The 21058-nt window shown below is 35.5% G+C and carries 18 protein-coding genes and 1 tRNA gene; 14 read left to right on the top strand and 5 right to left on the bottom strand.

Annotated features, from left to right (window positions below):
- Nucleotides 1–159 precede the first annotated feature (159 nt).
- The 13 genes from recC (at nucleotide 160) to lysS (ending at nucleotide 14165) form a co-directional block, all read left to right on the top strand.
- Nucleotides 160–3369 (top strand): exodeoxyribonuclease V subunit gamma, encoded by a 3210-nt coding sequence (gene recC, locus H3S74_RS07410; protein ID WP_198247599.1) that lies wholly within the window; start codon nucleotides 160–162, stop codon nucleotides 3367–3369.
- Between the two features lie 8 nt (nucleotides 3370–3377).
- A complete protein-coding gene (locus H3S74_RS07405) occupies nucleotides 3378–4175 on the top strand; it encodes a TatD family hydrolase (RefSeq protein ID WP_198247598.1) in 798 nt (265 codons plus the stop codon).
- Between the two features lie 42 nt (nucleotides 4176–4217).
- The gene (locus H3S74_RS07400) at nucleotides 4218–5183 is read left to right on the top strand and encodes a bile acid:sodium symporter family protein (protein ID WP_198222433.1); all 966 of its coding nucleotides are present in this window, start codon (nucleotides 4218–4220) and stop codon (nucleotides 5181–5183) included.
- Nucleotides 5184–5313: 130 nt separating this feature from the next.
- A complete protein-coding gene (locus H3S74_RS07395) occupies nucleotides 5314–6702 on the top strand; it encodes an MFS transporter (RefSeq protein ID WP_198247597.1) in 1389 nt (462 codons plus the stop codon).
- Between the two features lie 19 nt (nucleotides 6703–6721).
- Nucleotides 6722–7354 (top strand): MBL fold metallo-hydrolase, encoded by a 633-nt coding sequence (locus tag H3S74_RS07390; RefSeq protein ID WP_198201808.1) that lies wholly within the window; start codon nucleotides 6722–6724, stop codon nucleotides 7352–7354.
- Nucleotides 7355–7461: 107 nt separating this feature from the next.
- The gene (locus tag H3S74_RS07385) at nucleotides 7462–8052 is read left to right on the top strand and encodes a biotin transporter BioY (RefSeq protein WP_198247596.1); all 591 of its coding nucleotides are present in this window, start codon (nucleotides 7462–7464) and stop codon (nucleotides 8050–8052) included.
- Between the two features lie 2 nt (nucleotides 8053–8054).
- The gene (locus tag H3S74_RS07380; RefSeq protein ID WP_198247595.1) at nucleotides 8055–8615 is read left to right on the top strand and encodes a YiiX/YebB-like N1pC/P60 family cysteine hydrolase; all 561 of its coding nucleotides are present in this window, start codon (nucleotides 8055–8057) and stop codon (nucleotides 8613–8615) included.
- Between the two features lie 94 nt (nucleotides 8616–8709).
- A tRNA-Asn gene (locus H3S74_RS07375) sits at nucleotides 8710–8785 on the top strand.
- A gap of 212 nt (nucleotides 8786–8997) precedes the next feature.
- Nucleotides 8998–9726, top strand: coding sequence for a type 1 glutamine amidotransferase (locus tag H3S74_RS07370; RefSeq protein ID WP_110446923.1), 729 nt, complete (start codon nucleotides 8998–9000; stop codon nucleotides 9724–9726).
- A 28-nt stretch (nucleotides 9727–9754) separates the two neighbouring features.
- Nucleotides 9755–10585, top strand: a complete 831-nt coding sequence (locus H3S74_RS07365; RefSeq protein ID WP_198247594.1) for a VanW family protein — start codon at nucleotides 9755–9757, stop codon at nucleotides 10583–10585.
- A gap of 134 nt (nucleotides 10586–10719) precedes the next feature.
- Nucleotides 10720–11346 (top strand): Fe-Mn family superoxide dismutase, encoded by a 627-nt coding sequence (locus H3S74_RS07360; RefSeq protein WP_198247593.1) that lies wholly within the window; start codon nucleotides 10720–10722, stop codon nucleotides 11344–11346.
- A gap of 174 nt (nucleotides 11347–11520) precedes the next feature.
- A protein-coding gene (gene prfB / locus H3S74_RS07355) for a peptide chain release factor 2 (protein WP_198247592.1) occupies nucleotides 11521–12619 on the top strand; the annotation gives its coding sequence in 2 pieces (ribosomal slippage) (nucleotides 11521–11595 and nucleotides 11597–12619; 1098 coding nt in all).
- Nucleotides 12620–12650: 31 nt separating this feature from the next.
- On the top strand, nucleotides 12651–14165 hold the full coding sequence (lysS, locus tag H3S74_RS07350; protein WP_086353725.1) for a lysine--tRNA ligase: 1515 nt from the start codon (nucleotides 12651–12653) through the stop codon (nucleotides 14163–14165).
- 122 nt (nucleotides 14166–14287) lie between these two features.
- On the opposite strand, the gene H3S74_RS07345 is transcribed toward lysS, so the two are convergent.
- From H3S74_RS07345 to ung, 5 genes are all read right to left on the bottom strand, one after another.
- On the bottom strand, nucleotides 14288–15664 hold the full coding sequence (locus H3S74_RS07345) for a hypothetical protein (RefSeq protein WP_198247591.1): 1377 nt from the start codon (nucleotides 15662–15664) through the stop codon (nucleotides 14288–14290).
- Between the two features lie 725 nt (nucleotides 15665–16389).
- The gene (locus H3S74_RS07340) at nucleotides 16390–17643 is read right to left on the bottom strand and encodes a uracil-xanthine permease family protein (protein ID WP_370547589.1); all 1254 of its coding nucleotides are present in this window, start codon (nucleotides 17641–17643) and stop codon (nucleotides 16390–16392) included.
- Nucleotides 17644–17750: 107 nt separating this feature from the next.
- Entirely contained in the window at nucleotides 17751–18377 is a 627-nt protein-coding gene (gene upp, locus H3S74_RS07335; RefSeq protein WP_034902911.1) for a uracil phosphoribosyltransferase, read from the bottom strand.
- Nucleotides 18378–18538: 161 nt separating this feature from the next.
- Entirely contained in the window at nucleotides 18539–19543 is a 1005-nt protein-coding gene (gene gntR, locus H3S74_RS07330; RefSeq protein WP_086363211.1) for a gluconate operon transcriptional repressor GntR, read from the bottom strand.
- Entirely contained in the window at nucleotides 19540–20229 is a 690-nt protein-coding gene (gene ung, locus H3S74_RS07325; protein ID WP_198201816.1) for a uracil-DNA glycosylase, read from the bottom strand. The genes gntR and ung overlap by 4 nt, the downstream gene beginning before the upstream one ends.
- Before the next feature lie 392 nt (nucleotides 20230–20621).
- On the opposite strand from ung, the gene grcA reads away from it, so the two are divergent.
- Entirely contained in the window at nucleotides 20622–21005 is a 384-nt protein-coding gene (gene grcA / locus H3S74_RS07320; protein WP_034902904.1) for an autonomous glycyl radical cofactor GrcA, read from the top strand.
- Nucleotides 21006–21058 lie beyond the last annotated feature (53 nt).

The following is a 21058-nucleotide window of genomic DNA, read 5'->3' as shown; positions in this document are numbered from 1 at the left end:
AAAAGGCGTAATTTTTACCTCTGAAAAACCCCTTTCCTCAAAATTTTTATAAACTATTGGCATTTTATTTAGTTATAAAAAGTTACTATTTAATCATGGCTAGATTTATTAATAGCAATCAGCGATAATCTGATTAATTCTATTAATATTAATGTAACTATGTTCACCATTTATCATTCTAATCAAGTCGATTTACTCAAATCACTCGTTAGCGAATTAATGCGCAGAGATCCGCTAGAACAGGTTTTTATGCCTGATATGGTTATGGTGCAAAGCCAAGGTATGGCACAATGGTTACAAATTGAATTAGCCAATGATCTAGGGATAGTTGCTAATGTTGATTTTCTTTTTCCAAGCCAATTTATCTGGCAGTTATACCAAACTCTGTTACCTAATTCACCACAGGAAAATAGTTATAATGTCGAATCAATGACTTGGCGTTTGTATTATCTATTGCCAAAAATTATCGAGCGACCTGAATTTGATACCATTAAACATTATCTTAATATTGATAAAGAAGAACGAAAACAGTATCAACTAGCGACTCGAATCGCACAATTATTTGACCAATATTTAGTTTATCGCCCTGACTGGTTAGCCAAATGGGAAAGCAAGCAAACGGTAGCTGAACTAAATCATCATCCTGATGAAATCTGGCAATCTGAATTATGGCGACAACTAATTGCAATTAGTCAACCTTATCATCGTGCCAATATCTATCAGCAAATGTTAGACATTTTGTTAGATAATGATTTCGATCGCACAAGATTAAAATCGTTACCAAAACGAGTCTATATTTTTGGTATTACCTCACTACCACCAATTTATTTATCATTATTATCAGCACTTGGTCAACACATTGATGTCCATTTAATGTTTAATAATCCTTGCAAATGGTATTGGGGCGATATTGTAGAAAAACAGCTATCAGAGATCCAAAATACACCTGATAATATTCCTAACCCATTATTAACATCTTGGGGTAAATTAGGACGAGATAACCTATTTTTATTGCAGGAATTCAATAATAAACAAGATATTGATATTTTTGTCGATCATGAGCGAAAAGGTTTATTAGATTCAATTCAGCAAGATATTTTAGAACTTTATCAAACCAGTGATGTAAAATCTCCTATAGATAAAACAGATAGATCAGTAACCTTCCACGCTTGCCATAGCGAACAGCGTGAGGTCGAAGTACTTTATGATTATCTATTATCTGCATTTGATGCCGATCCAACACTTGAATTACGTGATTGTATTATCATGGTTTCAGATATTGATAAATATGTACCCTATATTCGATCAGTATTCGGTAACGCTGAAGGACAACGCTATTTACCATTCACAATTTCCGATCAAAAAGCTCGCAACATTGATCCAATGGTGCAAGGATTTTTTGCTATTTTAAACTTTACTGAAAGCCGCTTTACCGCTGAAGAATTATTTAATCTACTTGAAATTCCAGCCATTGCCGAAAAGTTTGCCATAAGTGAGTCACAACTAACTTTATTACATACTTGGATTATTGAATCAGGTATTCGTTTTGGTCTAGAAAATGCTCACAGCTGGCTATTTGGCCTTGAACGGTTATTACTTGGTTATACCATGAATAGTGAACAAGGTGGTTGGCAACAGATACTAGCTTATGATGGTGCTACTGGCTTAGATGCTGAATTAATTGGTCAGTTAGCAGAATTTATAAAATCCGTACGTAAATGGTTAACCATTCTCAGTGAAGACAAGCCATTAACTGAATGGCAAGGCTGCTGTATTGAACTGATTAATGATTTTTTTGTTAGTAATGACTCACGTGAATCAATTTTATTAATGATTCAAGAAGAGTGGCAAAAACTGATTAGCAGTGGTTTAAATGCTAATTTTACCGATCAAATTTCAATAACTATTTTACATGATGCGATGCAATCACGATTGGAGCAAAATCACCTAGCCCATCGTTTTTTAGTCGGTAAGATAAACTTTTGTACTATGATGCCAATGCGCTCGATTCCTTTTAAATTAGTATGTTTATTAGGCATGAATGATGGTGATTATCCAAGAACATCTTTACCTTTAGATTTTGACTTAATTGCTCAAAACCCTCGTCGAGGAGATCGTAGTCGACGTATTGATGACCGCTATCTGTTTTTAGAAGCTATTTTATCTGCACAAGATCAACTCTATATCAGTTATATCGGTCGAGATATGAAAGATGATAGCGAACGTTATCCATCAGTATTAGTCGATGAGCTTTGGGATTATATTGTGGAGTATTATCATGATGCTACTGATAAAGATTCAGATAAAAACAATTCTTTAATTGATAACTTAAGAACGTTGCATACTCGCACACCATTTAATCCACAAAATTTCTTAAATGAACCTAAAAGTTATGCTGATGAGTGGTTACCTGCCGCGTTAAAAGCGGGAGAAACCCAATCATTTATCAGCGATATTACCAAAGTCATTGTAGATAATATCAATCTAGATGAATTAAAACGTTTTTATCAACACTCTATCCGGTTTTTCTTACAAAAACGCTTTAATTTTTATGTTAATTATTTAGATAACACCTTGCCCGATGCTGAAAACTTTAGCCTAGATAACTTAAAACGCTATCAACTTAATCTACAGATTTTAAATGAAATGATTGCTAAGGACTCGCAAGGCTGTGATAACTTTTACCAACGGCTTAAGCTAACTGGTGAGTTACCAGACGGTGCATTTGGTGAGATTATTTATGATGAATTGTGTGAAGCACTGCAACCTTTAGCCAATAAAATCATTGAAGAGAGAACTAATCCATCAACCTTAGAGGTAAATTTAACTATTTCGATAGATGAACAACATTATCAATTACAAGGTTGGCTAACCCACATTCAAGCAGATGGTCTTTTAACTTGGCGCCCAGCTAAACTCTCGATTCGTGATGGTATTTCATTATGGATTGATCACTTAATTTATTGTATTTTGAATTGGGATAAAACCGACAGCCAAAGTCGCTTATATGGCCGAGAAGACAACCAATGGCGATTTTTACACATTGATGCCCCACAAGCGTTAACCCTATTAACGGATCTCGTTGAAGGTTTTATAAAAGGTGTCAACCAACCACTATTAATGCCATTACAAAGCGCATGGAGCTGGTTGCTTGCTGCATATAATCCAAAAACTGGACAAATTGAACTCAGTGAAAAAGCAATAAGCAAATTATTAACAACTTGGCAAGGTGGCCAATTTCTTACCGCAGAATGTGATAGTTATTACGCAAGGCTTTATCCCGAATTAACCGATAATCTAATAGAACAAATAATACAGTTTGCTCAGCGATATTTATTGCCGATATTATTACATCAAGTCGAAGAATAGGAGGCACTATGTTTATCGATACGCATTGCCATTTCAATTTTCCTGCTTTTGTTACCGATCTCGAGAATTCAATCAATAATATTCGCCAAGCTAAAATTAATAGCTTAATTATTCCTGCTGTATCAGCAACACATTTTAGTCAAATATTACAACTCACCGAGCAATATAGTGAACTTTATGCTGCACTCGGTTTACACCCTATCTATCAACACTCGCCGGCTGATCTTGAACAACTATCAGATATAGTTAGTACTCACCCTACAAAATTAGTTGCCATTGGTGAAATTGGCTTAGACCGTTATGACCAATCTGTTGATTGGCAACAGCAACTAGATTTTTTTCGAGCTCAATTAGTATTAGCCAAGCGCTATGATTTACCCGTTTTAATCCATTCACGCAAAACACACGACATTATCTATCATGAATTACATCAAGCTAATTTGCCATGTCGTGGGGTGATCCATGGCTTTTCAGGTAGCTATCAACAAGCACTGCAATTTATTAAATTAGGCTATTATATTGGTGTTGGTGGAGTAATAAGTTATACCAGAGCCAACAAAACTCGCCAAACCATTGCAAAATTACCGCTGGAAAGTTTAGTGTTGGAAACTGATGCTCCAGATATGCCATTAAGCGGTCGCCAAGGACAAATAAATCGCCCCGAAAACATTGTCGATATTTTTAATATTCTTAGTCAATTGCGAACAGAACAGCCTTCACAAATAATTAACACTATCTTAACAAATACCTTGACGCTATTTTGTAGAATTAATAGAATGGAAATTACAAATCCAATCAAAAGATAACTATTTAATTATTAATGATTTATCAAAAAAAGGTGATATTTTATGTCGCAGCGCTATAGTCAACTTTTTGTACAATCCATTATTTCATTAACTCGATTATTTCCTTTATGGGCAATTCTTTGTGCAATAGCTGCCTATTTTTCACCTGATACCTTTCTGCCTGTGCGACCACATACATCACAATTATTAATGTTTGTCATGTTTACCATGGGGGTAACGTTAAGTATTGATGATTTTAAACGCGTCGTCACCAAACCGAAAGCAGTCATAATTTGTACTTTACTGCATTATATTGTAATGCCAGTGACTGCGTTAATCTTATCTAAACTATTCACTATGCGACCTGAGCTATTAGTCGGCATGGTTCTTGTGGGGAGTGTTGCTAGTGGTACCGCCTCTAATGTAATGATTTATCTAGCTAAAGGTGATGTAGCATTATCAGTTACTATTTCATCGGTATCAACACTGGTTGGCGTTGTAGTCACCCCATTACTCACATTATTGTTAGTGGGTACTACCGTTGAAGTTCCGGTTTGGGATATGTTGGTACATATTGTCCAAATTGTGCTCGTCCCTATTCTTTTAGGTTTAATTGTCCACCATTTTTTAAACTCTTTGGTAAAAAAATGTGAACGATTCTTACCACTGTTGTCGATGCTTTGTATCTTATTAATTATTTGTATTGTTGTTGCCGGTAGTCATGCTCTCATTGCTCAAGTAGGTATAACCGTTATCTTTGCCGTCATTATTCATAATGGTATTGGTTTACTTGGTGGTTATTGGGGCGGTCGTTTATTTGGTTTTGACGAGTCCACTTGTCGAACTATGTCTTTAGAAGTAGGTATGCAAAACTCTGCGTTAGCTGCAACATTAGGTACAACCTACTTTTCAGCATTATCGGCACTGCCTGCTGCGGTCTTTTCTGTTTGGCACAATATTTCTGGTTCACTATTGGCTGGTTATTGGCAAGGAAAACCCGTTAAAAATAAGAAAAAATCCAGCAATTAACAGTGAATATTGTAAAATAGCATTCATTAGCTCTCTTACTCAATCATCCCCGATGAGTATGAGAGTATAATCTTAGGATTAATAAAATTCCTCTGCTTCCAGCATATCAATCAATTTTAGGCTGAACAAAATGAATAGCGAACTACAATTACCACCTTTTGTCTATCGTATATTACCTTGGATTGCTGCATTTGCTTTTTTTATGCAATCACTCGATACCTCAATTCTAAATACTGCTTTGCCAACTATGGCCAAAGATCTTAATGAATCCCCCCTGAACATGCAGTCAGCGGTAATCTGTTATGCACTAACATTAGCACTGTTTATTCCTGTAAGTGGCTTTCTTTCAGATAAATTTGGTACCCGAAATATCTTTGTACTGGCAGTATCACTCTTTACAATAGGTTCATTACTGTGTGCTTTATCCAATTCATTAATTTTCTTAGATATATCCAGAGTAATTCAAGGTATTGGTGGTTCAATGATGGTACCAGTTTCTCGCTTAGTTTTGATTAAAGCATTTAAACGTAACGAGTTTTTAGCAGCATTAAATACCGCAACAATACCAGGATTAATCGGACCAGTATTAGGGCCGGTTTTAGGCGGTTATCTAGTCGATATGGTAAGTTGGCATTGGGTATTTTTGATTAACTTACCAATAGGGATTTTAGGGGTATTTATTAGCTTAAAGTATATGCCTAACATTAAAGGCAAACATATGCCTTTTGATTTTTTTGGTTTTCTCTTTATCGTTATTACTTTTATCAGTGCTACCCTAAGTGTCGAATCTTTAAATCAAGGTCAACAATATTATTTACCAATAACGCTTGCCATCATCAGTCTGATTTTTTTATTTATTTATCGAACCTATGCGCAAAAAAAATCTGGGCCTCTATTTCCACTATCATTATTTAATATTCGAACGTTTAAAATTGGTATTATCGGTAATTTAGTTTGTCGATTGGGCATTTCTGGCGTACCTTTCCTTATTCCACTATTTCTACAAGTTGGCTTTGGTTATTCAGCAATTTTTGCTGGCATGATGTTAGTCCCCATGGCGATTGCTTCTATTTGTACCAGATTTTTTATTACGCGAATTCTTGCTCGTTTAGGTTACCGTTTTGTATTGGTTGCTAATACCATCTTAGCTGGAATTTTGATTCTTTTAATGTCATTAATAAACTTAGCGACACCAGTAGTAATATTAAGTATTTTGCTATTTTGCATTGGCGGAATCAATTCAATGCAATTTACCTCAATGAATAGTATAACATTAGCTAATTTACAAGGTGAAAGCACCAGCAGTGGTAATAGTTTAATGGCGGTTAATCAGCAATTAGCCATTAGCTTTGGCACTGGTTTTGGTGCGGTATTAGTAAGATTATTCAGCAATTCAACAACTACTATTCACGCATTTCAATTAACCTTTGTTATACTAGGTATTGTGACTATGCTATCAAGCATGATTTTTGCGCAACTAAACACACAAGATGGTAAAAATTTAACGAATCGGCGCTAAGCAATTAAGGGAGAATTATATGTTTCAATATCAGATCATTCCAGTTACAGCTTTTCAAGAAAATTGTAGCATTATTTGGTGTGATGAAACAAACGAGGCTGCCTTTATTGATCCTGGTGGAGAGCCAGAACTACTTAGAAAAGCAGTGGAAAAACTAGGCGTAAATATCAAGCAAATCTTGCTTACTCATGGCCATTTAGATCATGTTGGCGCTGCCGTAGCGTTAGCTAATCACTATAATGTTAAGATCATTGGCCCTAGTCAAGAAGATGAGTTTTTATTCTCTGGACTACCGCAACAATGTATGCAATTTGGCTTTCCTTATACGGATAGTTTTTTACCTGATCGCTGGTTAACTGAAGGGGAACAAGTTAAAGTGGGTAACATTACACTTGATGTTCTGTCCTGTCCTGGCCATACTCCTGGCCATATCGTATTTATCAATGCCAAAGATAAAATTGCTTTTGTCGGTGATGTCTTATTCAAAAGTAGCATTGGCCGTACCGACTTTCCTCGAGGAAATCATGCCGATTTAATTTCCTCTATCACAAATAAACTATTTCCGCTTGGTGATGATTTTATCTTTGTTTCTGGCCATGGTCCGATGTCGAGCTTTGGCAATGAACGAATGACAAATCCTTTTTTAGTTTGAAACAAAATTCCCCAAACAAATGTAAACCATTTTACAAGAAAATAGTTTACATAATTTGTTTTTGTATTATTATGACGCTACTATTTAGCTTTTAATGGTAGAAAATAATGAAACAGCAATTAACATCGTACTATCCAACTTATATTAATACACTATTCAACTTATCCTCTTGGCAACGCAAGTTGTGCGCAGTTACTTGTGCCGCATTGCTGCTAGGCGTTGCCGCAAATATCAGTATTCCAACCTATCCGGTACCATTCAGTCTACAATCATTAGGCGTGCTTCTGATCGGAGCTTGTTTGGGGCGTAAATTAGGTGCTCTAACAATTCTTCAATACCTATTTTTAGGTGCATTAGGATTACCACTATTCGCTAATGGTAGTGGTGGCATTATGGCACTTGCTTCTCCTTCTGCCGGTTATTTATATGGTTATGTATTTAGTGCTTATTTAGCTGGATATGCAGCAGAAAAAGGTTACGATCGTCGTTTTCTGTTAGGCTTAATTGCCTTTGCTTGTGCTCACCAGTTATTATTTGTCTTTGGTGTGATCTATTTAATGGGTTATTTACATATTTCCCTTAGCGAAGCGATACAAGTAGGCTATTTACCTTTTGTTGGTGTTGATGCACTTAAATTTATCATCGCAACTTGTGTCATGTTTTCATTATGGCGTCATCACGCTAAAAAACATCAATAAAAATGCAACTTGGCGATATTATTTTTCAATCCCAGTATGAAGAAAGCGAATTTAATAAAGCGATTACGCATTCTGGTTCACAGCTTTGCTCAGATGAGATAATCAATCAGATAAGCCATGTTGGTTTATATATTGGCAATAATATCGTCATTGAAGCCACTCAAAAACATGGGGTAATCCAACAGCCCCTTAACAATTTTTTAGCTACCGCTCAATATAATCTAGTAGCAACTATTCATGATAATTCCGTTATTAAAAACGCATTAATGCGAGTGCAAACCTGTCTAGAATTGCCTTATAACCATAGTTTTCGCGAAGATGATAAAGGGTTTTACTGTAGTGAACTAATTACTTATGCCTTCAAGTACCCATCTGGTGAAGATTATTTTCAACGTTATCCTATGAACTTTAGCGATTTAGCCACAGGCCAAATTTTGCCTTATTGGATCAAATATTATCAAGCATTAAATCAAACGATCCCTGAAGGAGAACTAGGATCACATCCACAACAACTACTCAGACAAAAGACATTATTCAAGACAATCCAAATACTTGAAGCATAATAATCGAGATAATCTGGTACAAAAAACGCATTTTAAACAATTTAACTATTGACATAGCGTCATTAAATCTATAATATGCGCGCTACATTTCGGTTCCTCCATAGTTCAGTCGGTAGAACGGCGGACTGTTAATCCGTATGTCACAGGTTCAAGTCCTGTTGGAGGAGCCAACTTTCCGAAAGTTGAAATCTGCTCAAGCAGATTTTTTTATGCCTATTATTCTCTGTTCTATAACTCATTCGTTCATCGCCTACTAATATCTTTGCTATTGTCTTTCTTAATAAAAGATTCATAATAATTATTGCGCTTAATTTTCCATATTCATATCTAATGGCAATTGAGTACTCTGAACGATAATAGTTAGGTTAAAGGAGATTTACCAATGCATTTGCATTTTATTATTCATGAAGATTTCGAAGCTCCTGGAGCTTATGAGCAATGGGCTAAAGAACATCATTATACCATTAGTTATTCTCGTGTTTATCTTGGTGAACCTCTTCCCAACAATGTAGATAATATTGATATGTTGATTATTATGGGTGGCCCACAATCACCAGCAACAACCAAACAAGAGTGCCCTCATTTTGACTCGCTAGCGGAACAAGCAGTAATATTATCGGCTATCAATTCAAAAAAAATCGTACTTGGCGTCTGTCTTGGTTCACAATTAATTGGTGAAGCTTTAGGAGCCCCACATGGTCATAGTCCGGAAAAGGAAATCGGTAAGTTCCCTATCACCTTAACTGAAATAGGTAAAAATAATCCTTTATTTGTTGATTTTGGCAAGGGTTTAGCTGTCGGCCATTGGCACAATGACATGCCAGGTTTAACCCAAGAAGCACAAATTATTGCCTATAGTGAAGGCTGCCCACGACAAATCATTGCTTATGGTCCTTTAGTATATGGTTTTCAATGTCATATGGAGTTAACTTTAGATGTTGTTGAACAGCTGATTGCTCACTCAGAAAGTGATCTTAATCAAGCAGCAAAATATCGTTTTGTTGATACACCTAGCCAACTTCGTTCCCATGATTATTCTGAAATGAATCAGAAACTGTTTGGCTTTTTAGATAAATTAAGCCTTAATTATTTATCACTTATAAAAAAATAAGCAATTTAGTAGTTAGGATGATTGTTGTATGCAAAACACTATTGTAGATAAACCTAAAAAACGCAGTAATTTAAGGTTAAAATTAGGTAAGGAGTATTTTATTCTCAAACGTAAACTAGATTGGTGGCGCAACCGTCATGCCTATAGCGTAATTGATAAGAATAATAATACTTGCTGCTATTCTCATAAAAAACATCAATCGGTATTGTTAAGACAACTGAAAGATGTTGATATGTATTTGCAATATAACAAAATTACTAACCTTCGCTTAGCAATTGAACAGCTCGACGGTTCGATAATTAAGCCCAATCAACGATTTTCAATTTGGCAAAAAGTTGGTCGGCCATCTAAGAAACGTGGCTTTTTAGAAGGTCTCTCATTGCATAATGGCCAAATCGGCAAAGATATTGGTGGTGGTTTATGCCAACTTGGCAATTTGATTTACTGGATAGTATTACATTCAGATTTAACCATTATTGAACGATGGCGTCATAGTTTTGATGTTTTTCCGGATGTTAACCGTACTATTCCATTTGCTTGTGGTGCAACACTTTCTTATAACTATATCGATTTACAATTACTCAATAAAACCAATACAACGTACCGACTTAATCTTTGGTTAGATGATGAATATTTACATGGTGAACTGCTTGCCAATACACCTTTATCTTATCACTATGAAATATTCGAAACCGATCACGTTATTGAACAACAATGGTGGGGCGGATACACTAGACACAATAAGATATGGCAACGAAAAACCCATTTGCTCGATAATCAAATAGAGGAAAAACTCATTAGTGAAAATCATGCAATTATGATGTATACACCTTATTTAACACAACCAAACGAAGTGTAAAAATTATACAGCAATGATATTAAATTAGATAGTCATAAGCTATCTAAACAATAGTTTGTGGGATATATTGATAGACCGTATACTCGACAGTATAAATGAGTTAAAAATACTTAATAAATGAAAGGAGCAATTTCATGGCTTATACATTACCCCCTTTACCTTATGCTTATGACGCTTTAGAGCCTTATATTGATACTGAAACAATGCATCTTCATCATGACAAACATCATCAAACTTATGTAAATAACGCTAATGCATTATTAGAATCTCTACCTGCTGAAGTTAAAGACTTTTGCCCTGAAACATTACTAAAAAATCTAGACAAAGTCCCTGCAGACAAAATTACTGGTGTTAAAAATAATGTTGGTGGTCATGTTAACCACACTCTATTCTGGGAATTATTAAAAGTTGGAACTGAACTTAAAGGTGAACTTAAAGCTGCTATTGAAAAAGACTTTGGTTCAGTTGATGCATTTAAAGAAAAATTCTCAGCTGCTGCGGCAACTCGTTTTGGTTCTGGTTGGGCATGGTTAGTATTGAAAGATGATAAGCTAGAAGTGGTTTCAACTGCTAATCAAGATTCCCCAGTTATGGGTGAAAAATTCTCAGGTGTTTCTGGCACACCAATTTTAGCGCTTGACGTTTGGGAACACGCTTATTATTTAAAATATCAAAACCGTCGTGCTGATTATATTGGTGCGTTTTGGAATGTGATTAACTGGGATAAAGTAGCTGAATTATACGCAGAAGCGAAAAAATAAGCTCATTTAGAAAAATCACATTATAAAAATGACGCAATACGCGTCATTTTTTATTTATTATTCATTTACATTATTATCAATGATGTAAGCAAATTGGTAATTGCTAAGTTATACTTAAATCCGTTACAATGCAGGATTAATTAAAAAACTTAAAAATTTACAAAACAGCATAATATGTTTGAAATTAATCCTATCAAATCGAAAATAGCCGAATTAACCGAGCGAACAGATGTGATTCGGGGGTATCTTTGACTACGATCTCAAGAAAGAACGTCTTGAGGAAGTCAATGCTGAATTAGAACAATCGGAAGTTTGGGCAGATCCAGAAAAAGCACAAGCATTAGGTAAAGAACGAGTAATGCTTGAAGAGATCATCAATACCATTAATTCATTAGATCAAGGACTTGATGATGTTGAAGGCTTACTTGAACTTGCTGTTGAAGCAGAAGATCAAGATACTTTTGATGAAGCAAATCTAGAACTAGAGCAATTAGAAAAAAAACTAGCTGGTCTCGAGTTCCGTCGAATGTTCTCAGGTGATTATGATAGTGCTGATTGTTATTTAGATATTCAATCTGGATCAGGTGGCACTGAAGCACAAGATTGGGCAGAAATGCTACTTAGAATGTATCTCCGTTGGGCTGAATCAAAAGGATTTAGTACCGAAGTGATGGAAGTATCAGATGGTGACGTAGCAGGCATTAAATCGGCCACTATTAAGGTATCTAGTGATTATGCTTATGGTTGGTTACGTACCGAAACTGGCGTTCATCGCTTAGTTCGTAAAAGTCCATTTGATTCAGGTAACCGACGTCATACATCATTTGCATCGGTATTTGTCTATCCAGAAATTGATGATAATATTGATATTGATATCAACCCTGCCGATCTACGTATTGATGTTTATCGCGCATCTGGTGCAGGTGGTCAGCACGTTAATAAAACTGAATCTGCTGTTCGTATTACCCATGTGCCAACAGGGATTGTGACTCAATGTCAAAACAATCGCTCTCAGCATAGTAATAAAGATCAAGCGATGAAACAGCTCAAAGCGAAACTTTATGAGCTGGAAATGCAGAAAAAGAATGCCGAAAAACAGCAGATGGAAGAAAATAAATCCGATATTGGTTGGGGTAGTCAAATCCGTTCATATGTACTTGACGACTCGAGAATTAAAGATTTACGTACCGGCGTCGAAACCCGTAATACTCAAGCCGTTTTAGACGGTGATTTAGATCAATTTATTGAAGAAAGCTTAAAAGCAGGTTTATAACCCTGTTTGGTGATAAATAAAAGGTAATATTATGTCAACACAGCAAGAGCAACAAAACCATATTGAAGAGTTAAACAACGAGCTTACAATACGTCGTGAAAAGCTAGCTGCAATTCGCGAACAAGGCATTGCTTTCCCAAACGATTTTCGTCGTGATGCAATCTCAAGCGATCTTCATAAATTGTATGATGATAAAACTAACGAAGAGCTAATCGAAAATAAAATTATCGTTACTGTTGCTGGTCGCATGATGATGCGCCGTATTATGGGAAAAGCATCATTTGTATCACTACAAGATGTAACTGGACAAATCCAACTTTATGTCACTCGTGATGATCTACCAGAAAATTACTATAATGAACAATTTAAAAAATGGGATCTTGGTGATATTGTTGGTGCTAAAGGTTATTTGTTCAAAACCAAAACTGGTGAGCTTTCAATCCATTGTCAAGAAATTCGCTTATTAACAAAAGCACTACGCCCATTACCAGATAAGTTCCATGGCTTAGCCGATCAAGAAATGCGTTATCGTCAACGTTATCTTGATTTAATTACTAACCAACAATCTCGAGATACCTTTATTGCTCGTTCAAAAGTGGTGACTGAAATTCGCAACTTTATGCTTGAAAACCACTTTATGGAAGTTGAAACACCAATGATGCAAGTGATTCCTGGTGGAGCTTCAGCAAAACCGTTTATTACTCATCATAATGCGCTAGATTTAGATATGTACTTACGGATTGCGCCAGAACTTTACTTAAAACGTTTAGTTGTTGGTGGATTTGAACGAGTATTTGAAATTAATCGTAACTTCCGTAATGAAGGGGTATCACCACGACATAATCCAGAATTTACAATGATGGAAATGTATATGGCTTATGCCGATTATAAAGACCTAATTGTATTAACCGAAGCATTATTCCGCCGTTTAGCTATCGCAGTAACTGGTGATGCAGTTGTACAGTATGGCGAACATACTTTTGATTTTGGAAAACCATTTATCAAAATGACGATGCGTGAAGCAATTTGTCATTATCGTCCAGAAACGAATAATGCGGATTTAGATGATTTTGATAAAGCATGTGCAATTGCCAAAGATGTGGGAATCAAAGTAGAAAAAGGTTGGGGATTAGGTCGAGTTGTAACTGAAATTTTCGAAGAAGTTGCTGAAGCTAACTTAATACAACCAACTTTTATCACCGAATATCCAGCTGAAGTATCACCACTGGCTCGTCGTAATGATGAAAACCCATTTGTCACTGACCGCTTTGAATTTTTCATCGGTGGACGAGAAATTGGTAATGGTTTCTCAGAACTTAATGATGCAGAAGATCAGGCGCAACGTTTTGCCGATCAAGTATCACAAAAGGATGCCGGTGACGATGAAGCAATGTTCTATGATGAAGATTACATCACCGCATTAGAACATGGCCTACCACCAACTGCTGGCTTAGGGATCGGTATTGACAGAACTGTAATGTTATTTACCAACAGTCATACTATTCGCGATGTCATTTTATTCCCGACAATGCGTCCAATAAAATAATGGTTGTTGATTACTATTAAACCAAACTCACTTATTGAGAAATAAGTGAGTTTTTTATTTATCAAAAATAAATCTGTTTGATTTTAGGCGTATGGATTACGCATTACAATACCACTAAACCGCTAATGAGAGACACAGACAAGATTAACTCCACCGCCACCCCAATTTCCTGTTAAATCTACATGACCATATCTCGCAGAAACTATATACCGATAATTCTTATCATAATCATTGCCCTGGTTGAGAACCTCATCTGTCCAGTACCACCTAAGGGAGGTTTGGAAGTCATTAAAGTTGGCATTGTAATCACCCATAGATCCCCACTCTGCAAATAAACCTGCACCGATGTTACGTTCATAATAACCATCAGATGATGAAGGAGTTGCACCAACAAAACCTTGACATCTATAATTATTTGATGGGCAAATTGCATTAGTTAAATCCTTTACTTCAGTAATACGATAACCAATCTTTTCACACCACGATATTTGTTGATAGCTGTAATTTTTAGGCCCTCGATTGACGAACCATTGTTTTAACTGGAAACCGTATTTAATCACTTCATTATCACTACTGTCTCGACCAACTAACTCGAAAGTCTGGGGCAAAGAAGGGTTATATATATTATCAGGAGAATCTGATTCCCACTCAGTAGCAACAGGACCTGTCAGTTTAACTCGTACACTTGTACCTGAGGGATCTGGTGTCATCGTTGCTTTAATACCTTCGCGTTCAACCTCTTCCCATTTTAAGGGTTGAGCAACACCACCTATAATTAAATCAAAATATAAACCATCGGCGCCTGTCGTTGGGAAGTTTAAACCATAAGTGGTCGAATCAAACGACTGGGTAATAAACCCATTTTCAGGATCCCAAATGGATGGAGGACCTGCAAAATGCCCCATATTTGTTACTTTTGAACCATATAATAAATTGGGTTTAGCAAAACACACTTTTGGCGATATTTTAGGATTGATATAATAAGTTGTATTACTCGCGTTAAAAGTATTACTATTTGGAAAGCCATAACGAGTAGTTAAGGCGCCATCAGTATTGGATAATGTTAATTTGTATGGCGCTTTACAGATATCTAATATTGCATTACGTGCAACCAATTGATTATTTTTATCTACGATAGATAATGTTAAAGAACCAGTAGCGGTAACATTCTCATCGCCATCATCATCTCCAAAATAATTATATGGTTCTGCGATAAGTGAACTTAAATTTATTGAATAAGTATCAGTTGGCACTAACATGTCGATATTAGCGAACGTTTCACCTAAATTTGGTAATTCGATTGGCTTAATAAATGAATTATTTGTTGTAGGAGTGTATTTAGTTCCATTAGAGAGGGTTATCCCGAGCAGGCTATCGGTGTTAGTCACACGAGTCCCTCCTCCATCAAAGGTAAAATGAGGCGCATGACCATGAATAAGATTTGATGTTTCAGATGTTAATGCTTGACTAGAAAAGGATAGTTGCATAAAAGCAACCATTATTAACCCTAATAAAATCCGCCGAGATAAAAAAGAACGGCAAAAGGATTGTAAAAAAAAAACGCAGAATTCTGCTTGATTTCGATAAAAAACAAAATATAGTAAAAAATGAATATTGGGAGCTCAACTTTGACGAATTTAAAATATATGTTGCCCATATTGGCTTTTGGAAATTACAGTACATCTAGACGATCTCGCCAATTAATATTTTTTTATTTAAATTTATATGCAAACTTGCAAAAATTCAGTCAGAATTTTTTACTTAAAAGAGTAGAGTAGTATAAAGATAGAAAAATTTCTCGCAACTTTTTTAGCCACTTTATTGGTTAAGCTTCGTAAAGTCTTAATGGAAAATTAATTATAAAAATCACTATTATTACCATCAAAAGAATCGACCTTCATATCCAAAAACCCCGTTCCTCAATTTTTTTAAAATAGCTCTACTATTTAAAAGTTATTACTCACTTATTTATTCTAAATAACATACTATAAATGAAATATGTTTTATTATTTTATTGAGCAGAAATAATAGTTATTAAGTTATCCCCAACGCTTTGGATCAGAGTTGGCTTATTATATTTATGAATACTTTTTATAAAAGTTAGCGCTTGCTGACTAAAATAATTATTTATTAAGTAAAACGTAGAGATCTTATAGAGTAGTAAAAAAGAGGAAATATGATTAGCCATTAATCGATTTTATAATTAACGGCCAGAATGTTTATCTTAGTTATTTGTTTTAGTTTGTTGCGGTAAGATTAAATTTAACACAATGGCTAAAATCCCACATAAACTAATACCCTGTAATGCATAAGAACCAAAATCAAAGATCATGCCACCAATACCAAATACTAGTACTAACGAGACAATACACATATTCCGTGATACAGAAAGATCGACTTTATGTTTGACTAAAATATTAATACCAACCGAAGCAATTGAACCAAATAACAGCACCATGATTCCACCCATTACGACAGTTGGAATTGAGCTTAAAAATGCCCCTATTTTACCAATGAAAGACATTAAGATTGCCCATAACGCCGCCCAAGTCATTACCTGAGTTTTAAAATTGCGGGTTAAGGTTACCGCACCAATAACTTCGGCATAAGTAATACATGGAGGCCCACCAAAAAATCCTGCTGTTGTAGTAGCCAATCCATCACCCAACAATGTCCTCTGTAAACCTGGTTCACGAGTATAATCTTTACCTGTTACAGCACCAATTGCCATAATATCACCCACATGCTCAATAGTTGGGGCAATCACAATAGGGATCATATATAAAATAGCTTGCCACTGAAACTCAGGAAATGTGAAATCAGGCACTTTAAACCATGGTGCATCAATAACTGGTTGAAAATTGACAATACCAAAAGCACATGAAAGTGCATATCCAACCACTATACCAGCAATAATTGGAACCAATCTAAAAAAGCCTTTTGCCCAGATAGCAACAATTAAAGTCGTTAACAAAGAAGCCATGGAAATAATGATAAGTTGATAATTTTCGGCTTGAAGTCCACTATCTTTACCCATAGCCATACCAACTGCAACGGGGGCTAATGATAAACCAATTACCATAATAATTGGCCCGGTAACTACCGGCGGTAAAATCCGATCGATAACATTGTTACCATTAATTTTGACCAGAAAAGCAAAAAACATAAATACCAAACCAGCGGCAACCAATCCACCTAAAGTTGCCGGTATTCCCCATTGAGCTACACCAAAAGAAATTGGAGCAATAAAAGCAAAAGAAGAGGCTAAAAATACCGGTACTTTATTTTTAGTTGCAAGTTGAAATAACAATGTACCAATACCGGCAGTAAATAATGCTACATTTGGATTTAAACCAGTTAACAATGGCACTAAGACTAAAGCACCAAAAGCGACAAACAGCATTTGAGCACCAGTAAAAATATCTTGCCAGGCTGGTTTTAATGGTGAAGTATCCTTTTCAATTTCATCATTATTGATTTTAACCACGTTTTCCTCTCTTCTTAAACTTCTTTTTGCTAATAGCAAATTAATTATTAAATAGCAGACATAAAAAAACCGGATAAACCGGTCTAAAAATTGAGATTTTATTTAGTGCCAAATATTTTGTCTCCGGCATCACCTAGCCCAGGTAAAATATAGCCTTTATCATTTAGACGTTCATCAATTGATGCCGTATAAAGTTCAACATCAGGATGAGCTTGTTCTAATACTTTGATACCTTCTGGCGCAGCAACTAAAACTAACACTTTAATATTTTTACAGCCTGCTTTCTTAAGTAGATCAATAGTTGCTACCATTGAACCACCGGTTGCTAGCATTGGATCAACAACTAACGCCATTCGTTCTTCGATATCTGAAGTGAGTTTTTGGAAATAAGGAACAGGTTCAAGTGTTTCTTCGTTACGATAAAAACCAACAACACTAATTCTTGCACTAGGTATGTGTTCTAATACGCCATCCATCATACCTAAACCAGCACGTAGAATAGGAACAACAGTAATTTTTTTACCTTTAATACGTTCTACTTGCACAGGGCCACACCAACCTTCAATGGTTACGGTTTCTGTTGGTAAGTTAGCGGTTGCTTCATAAGTTAATAAACTACCAACTTCACTGGCAAGGTTTCGGAAATCTTTTGTGCTAATATCGTGTTCACGCATTAAGCCAATTTTATGGCGAACTAGAGGGTGTTTTACTTCAACAATTTTCATGGGGGCCTCAGTGTTATTCTTTGATGATCTAATTAGTAGGTGTAAATAACCACTGAGAGGCGATTGTAGCATAGATATCAAATCATGAAAACCTGAAATCCATCCCAACTTAATCAATAATGTGATAATGATATAAATTTTAGAAAATATTTTAAAATTGATTACAAACTTTCACCATCAAGATATTCAACAGGTAAATCGATGACCTTTTCAGCAATATTTTCACCATTTATACGTTTCAAGAGTAATTCTGTAGCAATTTTTCCCATTTCAATTCTTGGCGTATGAATGGAAGCTAATTTAGGATTCATATACTGACCAATTTTATGACCATGAAAACCAACAATCGCTATTTGTTTAGGTATTTCAATGCCAATACGCTGACATTCAAGTAATACACCTAAAGCCAAATCATCATTGGTACTAAAAATACCATCAACACATGGATATTCTTTTAATATCTGGTGTAAAAATCTCGCCCCCAAATCATAAGATGAGGCTTCTTTAGTAGCTAATGTTTTAGGCGTTAATCCTGCCTCTTGCATAGCTTTTTCATAGCCTTGTTGCCGAATGATACTACGTTGATCTTGTCTTGCACTAAAATAAACTATGTGGCGTCGTCCTTTATTTATCATGCGATGAATCATATTTTTTGTAGCTGTGAAATTATCAAATCCAACCGCCATATCAATGCAAGGCGACACGCTGTCCATAATTTCCACTACTGGGACACCTGAAATTTCAATCATCTTTAAGGTAGCTGGATTATGTATCCTTTCCGTCAAAATTAATCCATCAATATTATAAGACAATAAAGAACGGACTCGTAACTCTTCTTTATCAGCGTTATATCCGGTGTGAGTGATCATGGTTTGATAACCTTGCACATCGGAAACCATCTCAATACCTTTTAAAATATCAGCAAAAACTTGGTTAGTTAATGAGGGAAATACAACTCCAATAGCATGACTTTTGGCATTTGATAACATATCAGGAGCTTTGTTAGGAATATACCCGAGCTTATCAATAGCCGATGATATTTGTAATTGAAGTGATTCAGATACAAGCTTAGGATCTCGCAAAAAGCGACTTACTGTCATTTTGCTGATCCCAACTAAATTAGCAATTTCCTGTAAGCCTGGACGGCGTTTCTTATTACTACTCATTTACTTTTTTCCGGTAATCGTGGTTGCCAATCGATAGGTGTTTTACCATGCTGTAAAATAAAATTATTGGCTTTTGAGAAGTGTTTACAACCGAAAAATCCACGATGAGCCGATAATGGCGATGGGTGTACCGCCGTTAACACATGGTGTTTTTGACGATCAATAAATTGACCTTTCTTTTGTGCTGGTGAGCCCCAAAGTAAAAAAACAACACCCTCTAGATATTTATCAATTGCCGCAATAACATGATCGGTGAAGGTTTCCCAACCTATTTTGGCATGCGAGTGAGCTTGTCCTGCTTCAACCGTTAATACGTTATTGAGTAATAACACACCTTGAGTAGCCCAATAGCCTAAATAGCCATGATTAGGTATCGTGAATCCTTCAATATCAGTTGCTAACTCTTTATAGATATTTATAAGCGAGGGTGGCGGTTTAATTCCGGGTAATACAGAAAAGGATAAGCCATGAGCTTGATTTGGACCATGATAAGGATCCTGCCCTAATATCACTACTTTAATATCACTAAATGCCGTAAAACGAAAAGCATTAAATACATCGTGCTGAGGTGGGTAAATAATTTTACCTTGTGCACGCTGCGTTGCCACAAACTGCATTATATGTTGAAAATAGGGCTTCTCTTTTTCAGAGCCAATAACATCATTCCATGTTAATTGATTACTCATATTTGACCTTTACAATTGTTTTATCTAGTTCAACACTGGATTTATTGATGATATTAATTATACCTAAAAATACCAATAAACCTACTGATAATCAATGATGAGAAAAGTACTCTTCGTTCAACAGTCAATACGTGTTCAACTAATAAAAAGATGAATAAAATACCTTGTTTAGTTTAAGATCATCAAAATATTACTTAAATTGCAAATGACAATAAAAGATTACCTTTTAATAAATATAAAGTTATTTGCAAAAATCAGGTCAACCCACACAATCAACGGTAAAACTTATCAGATTAATAGCTTTTTTTGACTTTAATCAAATTTTGAAAGTGCTATATTACTTATAAATAATTTAGGACAATAAGGTCCAGATCCATTAGGAGGATTTAAAAATGATTACAGGTATCCAAATTACTAAAGCAGACAATCAAGCACTACTTAATTCTTTCTGGTTATTAGATGATTCAACCAAAGAAGCTCGTTGTGTTGCTGCTAAATCAGTTTACAAAGAAGATCAAATCGTCCCAACTGCGGAACTTGGTCAATTCGAATATCGTGAAGTTCCATTAGATGTAGCACCAACAATTAAAGTTGAAGGTGGTCAACATTTAAATGTAAACGTACTTCGTCGTGAAACATTAGAAGATGCAGTACAACACCCAGAAAAATATCCACAATTAACAATTCGTGTTTCTGGTTATGCAGTACGTTTTAACTCACTAACTGCTGAACAACAACGTGACGTTATTGCTCGTACATTTACTACTAAAATGTAATTTACAGAGTATGAAATAGTATAAATTAGATTAACCCAGTTTAATACTGGGTT

The sequence above is a fragment of the Gilliamella sp. W8126 genome (assembly GCF_016102185.1).
Taxonomy (GTDB): Bacteria; Pseudomonadota; Gammaproteobacteria; order Enterobacterales; family Orbaceae; genus Gilliamella; species Gilliamella apis_A.
The sequence above is the reverse complement of the archived record's forward strand: the minus strand, read 5'-3'. Positions and strand labels throughout refer to the sequence as shown.

What these genes read in the sequence shown, in the direction of transcription:
- H3S74_RS07370 (WP_110446923.1), top strand. Translation starts at nt 8,998, where the DNA reads ATGCATTTGCATTTTATTATTCATGAAGATTTCGAAGCTCCTGGAGCT.
- gntR (WP_086363211.1), bottom strand. Translation starts at nt 19,543, where the DNA reads ATGAGTAGTAATAAGAAACGCCGTCCAGGCTTACAGGAAATTGCTAAT.
- H3S74_RS07385 (WP_198247596.1), top strand. Translation starts at nt 7,462, where the DNA reads ATGAAACAGCAATTAACATCGTACTATCCAACTTATATTAATACACTA.
- H3S74_RS07395 (WP_198247597.1), top strand. Translation starts at nt 5,314, where the DNA reads ATGAATAGCGAACTACAATTACCACCTTTTGTCTATCGTATATTACCT.
- upp (WP_034902911.1), bottom strand. Translation starts at nt 18,377, where the DNA reads ATGAAAATTGTTGAAGTAAAACACCCTCTAGTTCGCCATAAAATTGGC.
- grcA (WP_034902904.1), top strand. Translation starts at nt 20,622, where the DNA reads ATGATTACAGGTATCCAAATTACTAAAGCAGACAATCAAGCACTACTT.
- H3S74_RS07405 (WP_198247598.1), top strand. Translation starts at nt 3,378, where the DNA reads ATGTTTATCGATACGCATTGCCATTTCAATTTTCCTGCTTTTGTTACC.
- H3S74_RS07345 (WP_198247591.1), bottom strand. Translation starts at nt 15,664, where the DNA reads ATGGTTGCTTTTATGCAACTATCCTTTTCTAGTCAAGCATTAACATCT.
- H3S74_RS07390 (WP_198201808.1), top strand. Translation starts at nt 6,722, where the DNA reads ATGTTTCAATATCAGATCATTCCAGTTACAGCTTTTCAAGAAAATTGT.
- recC (WP_198247599.1), top strand. Translation starts at nt 160, where the DNA reads ATGTTCACCATTTATCATTCTAATCAAGTCGATTTACTCAAATCACTC.
- H3S74_RS07400 (WP_198222433.1), top strand. Translation starts at nt 4,218, where the DNA reads ATGTCGCAGCGCTATAGTCAACTTTTTGTACAATCCATTATTTCATTA.
- H3S74_RS07380 (WP_198247595.1), top strand. Translation starts at nt 8,055, where the DNA reads ATGCAACTTGGCGATATTATTTTTCAATCCCAGTATGAAGAAAGCGAA.
- lysS (WP_086353725.1), top strand. Translation starts at nt 12,651, where the DNA reads ATGTCAACACAGCAAGAGCAACAAAACCATATTGAAGAGTTAAACAAC.
- H3S74_RS07360 (WP_198247593.1), top strand. Translation starts at nt 10,720, where the DNA reads ATGGCTTATACATTACCCCCTTTACCTTATGCTTATGACGCTTTAGAG.
- ung (WP_198201816.1), bottom strand. Translation starts at nt 20,229, where the DNA reads ATGAGTAATCAATTAACATGGAATGATGTTATTGGCTCTGAAAAAGAG.
- H3S74_RS07365 (WP_198247594.1), top strand. Translation starts at nt 9,755, where the DNA reads ATGCAAAACACTATTGTAGATAAACCTAAAAAACGCAGTAATTTAAGG.